Genomic DNA, 555 nt, shown 5'->3' on the forward strand with positions numbered 1-555 from the left:
CATAAGATATGCGTGGTATGGTGTTGGACTTGGGATTGTCCATTCTAGAGATGTACTGTATGAAGATTCTGTTAGATATGATGGTGTGCTCATAAAGTATCCTGGTGTTCCCCAGGGGTTCATAGATGCAACTGGTTGTGATACTAACATATCGTAAATTACGTATAGAAATAGAACTGTAGCTACAACTGAAATCATTGATCCAATAGAGCTAATGTAGTTCCATCCTTCGTAAGCATCAGGATAGTCAGGAATTCGTCGAGGCATTCCAGGTAGTCCTAGGAAGTGTTGTGGCATGAATGTAGTATTTACACCAATGAATAGAGTCCAGAAGTGGATTTGTGCTAGTCGTTCGTTGTACATCTTACCGAAGATCTTAGGTGCCCAGTAGTAGAATCCAGCGAAGATAGAGAACACAGCACCCATTGAAAGTACGTAGTGGAAATGGGCCACTACATAGTAGGTATCATGCATTGCTACGTCCATTGAAGCGTTTGCTAGTACTACTCCTGTTAGTCCTCCAATTGTAAATAGAGCTACAAATCCTAGTCCCAA

1 protein-coding gene is annotated in these 555 nt (G+C 41.4%); it reads right to left on the reverse strand.

The features are described from left to right. The coding region (locus tag ACYVJ3_RS16645; RefSeq protein WP_460854196.1) for a cbb3-type cytochrome c oxidase subunit I at positions 1–555 on the reverse strand (555 nt) is incomplete at both ends.

Source organism: Nocardioides montaniterrae, from assembly GCF_054782655.1.